The 2,565-nt window shown below is 48.4% G+C and carries 3 protein-coding genes; 1 reads left to right on the top strand and 2 read right to left on the bottom strand.

Annotated features, from left to right (window positions below; all coding sequences use genetic code 11):
- Window positions 1-7: 7 nt before the first annotated feature.
- Entirely contained in the window at window positions 8-298 is a 291-nt protein-coding gene (locus GS429_RS04245; protein WP_160063049.1) for a DUF7692 domain-containing protein, read from the bottom strand.
- Window positions 299-928: 630 nt separating this feature from the next.
- On the opposite strand from GS429_RS04245, the gene GS429_RS04240 reads away from it, so the two are divergent.
- The gene (locus tag GS429_RS04240) at window positions 929-1,870 is read left to right on the top strand and encodes a DUF6414 family protein (RefSeq protein ID WP_160063047.1); all 942 of its coding nucleotides are present in this window, start codon (window positions 929-931) and stop codon (window positions 1,868-1,870) included.
- A gap of 26 nt (window positions 1,871-1,896) precedes the next feature.
- Here GS429_RS04240 and GS429_RS04235 read toward each other — a convergent pair whose 3' ends face one another.
- Entirely contained in the window at window positions 1,897-2,169 is a 273-nt protein-coding gene (locus GS429_RS04235) for a hypothetical protein (protein ID WP_160063045.1), read from the bottom strand.
- Window positions 2,170-2,565: the final 396 nt, after the last annotated feature.

Genomic DNA, 2,565 nt, shown 5'->3' with positions numbered 1-2,565 from the left:
GCCATCGTCACGCGTCCCCCTTTTTCGTCACCGTGACTGAAGACTCCAGGTCGAAACTGACGGCTCGAGTCGAGAGTGTCTCGGCGATCTCCCGGCGCTGCTTGCGAGTGAGGTCATCGCGCTCGAGGACGACCCGCGCTGCGGAGACGAGCTCGTCGACGTCTTCGCAAGCGAACGCGACTGCGTTCGATCGATTGCAGTCGTAGAACGCTGCGGCTTTCTGGATTGCATCGAATCGCCATTCGTTCCCGTCGTCAGTCCTGATACGGACTGATCCGGGTGTCTCGTTGTGAGACATGCTCGTGAACACAACCCGCCTTTCCTAGTTTTTTCGGTTCACTCGAGCGGACTTAGTTTATAAACAGGGGTCGGAACCCGGCGTGATCGGCGCGAGGACCAGGGCGATCGCATGGGCGATGGGCCGAATATGAACACGGGTGGTACTCGGTTCGTGTTCATATCGGGGAAATCGGTCTTCGCGATGTCCAACCGGAAGGAGACGGGTGACGGTGTTGGATAGAAGCGTTCTCGTAGAAGATGTCGGTGGTGGACCGACATCGGAGCTCCCCATCCGTTGGTGGTGTGTCAAGTGGACGGAGCAATCGAGATTGGCTATTGACGTTGGAATAATCTCGATCAGTAGCGGGGAGTTTCCGAATGTCTCAGTTGGACGGTAGTTGTCGGCAACGACACTACTCCCGATCCCCGCTACCTTGTACTCTCGAGCAGACGTGATTAAGCCTACTGGCCGTGAGGTTCCGTACTGGTACACACGGGATCTCGACACTCGTGTGCATATTCGGGAAAGCGTATCTGCTAACGTACAACCGGAAGGGGAGGTATTGCCAGAACTGGCCTTCTGAGTGAGTCCAACCCTCTCCCAGGAATATGAGAAAGAATTAACAAGATTGCCTGATAGATCCATAGCATGGTAAGCGAATTACGGGAATTCGTGTATCTGGATGAATTGAGTGTCAATAGCCTACTCGCTTCGCAATATGTGGCAGTTCCGGAGGCTGTAAAAGAAGCATCCGAGAATATTGAAGGCGATGAATCAGGTTGGAGCTTTGGTGGATCTTTGTCCATTTCAGGCCTCGGAGGAGGTGAAATTAGCAGAGACAGTAGTAGCTCTGAGGAGCAACGTGTCCTGAGGGAAACTGAAAGAAAAGTAAATGGTCAGTATAGATTCAGCATACTACATGATGTTCTTGAAGGATCTGGTGAATTGGTAGATTTGTCTGATTCTTCTTCTGATAATAGTTCGAGTTTAGAGTTTGATTCGGGAGATCCAATCAAAATTAGAGGGGATTGTGACCCAGACCCATTTTTTAAACTGCTTAATTCAATAACTATGTTAACTCGAATGTTCGAAGCAGAGCAACTCGAGCATACCACAGGAGAAGATGTTGATTTTTCAGAAGACATGGGCGAGATTATGATCGATGAGTCAAGATCCGTATTTGATATTTGGAGAGATATTTTACATGGTGAAAGAATCGGCCTTCGAGTAGATTCAGATGGTTTTAATTATCCTGTAGTTATGTCTATTGACTTAGGGAGTTTGTGGACAAATCCGAAAAGAGAATTCTACAGTACTAAACAATACACTGTCATTGGTCGAGTAGATCATGTAATTGGTAATGAAAAGTGGGATTACATTGACTTAGTACAGATAATGAGTGAGGTGTTTACTGAGGACTCTGTAGACGGGTTTAGAGGTGTCTTATCTGAAGTTGCAGAGAATTTAGAAGAAAACACTCAAACAGAAAATGAGGAGGAGATGTTTGAAATAGACACAGATATTGAAGAATCAGATTATGTTGTGGATGGTCCAGCTATTGTCATTGACCCAGTCGCTATTTATTGGTGATCTCAGTTGGGTATGTGTTTATCGAGTTATAGCTCTATAGATAGTATTCCCCGGTCATTAAGTTCTTCAAGTACATCCGTAACTGAATCATGCCATAAAACCTGATCTTCAATATGTGTGGTAGGATGAGAAGCAGGGAAATCAGGGTCTTCTACTGAGAATTTTGTTTCCCACACGTAGATCTGATTTGGCGTGTGGGTCACAAAGTATTCCTCATTGGTAGGATTCTCAAATTCGTTTTTCAGGTAGCTAGCTACTAATTCTAATTCGTCATCAGGTCTGTCTTCAACAGTACTCATAGACCCAACTCCAATCTGAAAACTCAAAAATATATCTCCCGCCACGACTCACCCCTGTTTCATGTGCTTCAACTGGAGATCATGCGGAGGTGGGGGCGGGGCGCTGTAATTTTTTGGCTCAGTCCCCTTGGGGACACACGCCAAGGGGGTTTTCGCGCGCAGCGCGAAACGACCCCGCATGCGGTGCGGCGCGATCGCGGTGGCGACCCCGCCCTCGAGCCACCGACTACAACCAGATTTGTCTAAGGGACGGTGTTAAGCAAGTGAACTTGCAGAAAACAGGGGAAACGACAGCGTTGCCACTATTCGGGTTGGTTCACCGATCGGCGACAGCGCCGACGAATCCGGTTTCAGTCCCGCCGCCGGGAGTCTTCCAGGTCACCTCGGTCCCTCGAA

The sequence above is a fragment of the Natronorubrum halalkaliphilum genome, from assembly GCF_009834785.1.
Lineage (GTDB): Archaea > Halobacteriota > Halobacteria > Halobacteriales > Natrialbaceae > Natronorubrum > Natronorubrum halalkaliphilum.
This window is presented reverse-complemented; position numbering and strand designations above follow the sequence as displayed.

Excerpts from the sequence above, each read along its gene's own strand:
- GS429_RS04245 (WP_160063049.1), bottom strand. The coding sequence starts at position 298 with ATGTCTCACAACGAGACACCCGGATCAGTCCGTATCAGGACTGACGAC.
- GS429_RS04240 (WP_160063047.1), top strand. The coding sequence starts at position 929 with ATGGTAAGCGAATTACGGGAATTCGTGTATCTGGATGAATTGAGTGTC.
- GS429_RS04235 (WP_160063045.1), bottom strand. The coding sequence starts at position 2,169 with ATGAGTACTGTTGAAGACAGACCTGATGACGAATTAGAATTAGTAGCT.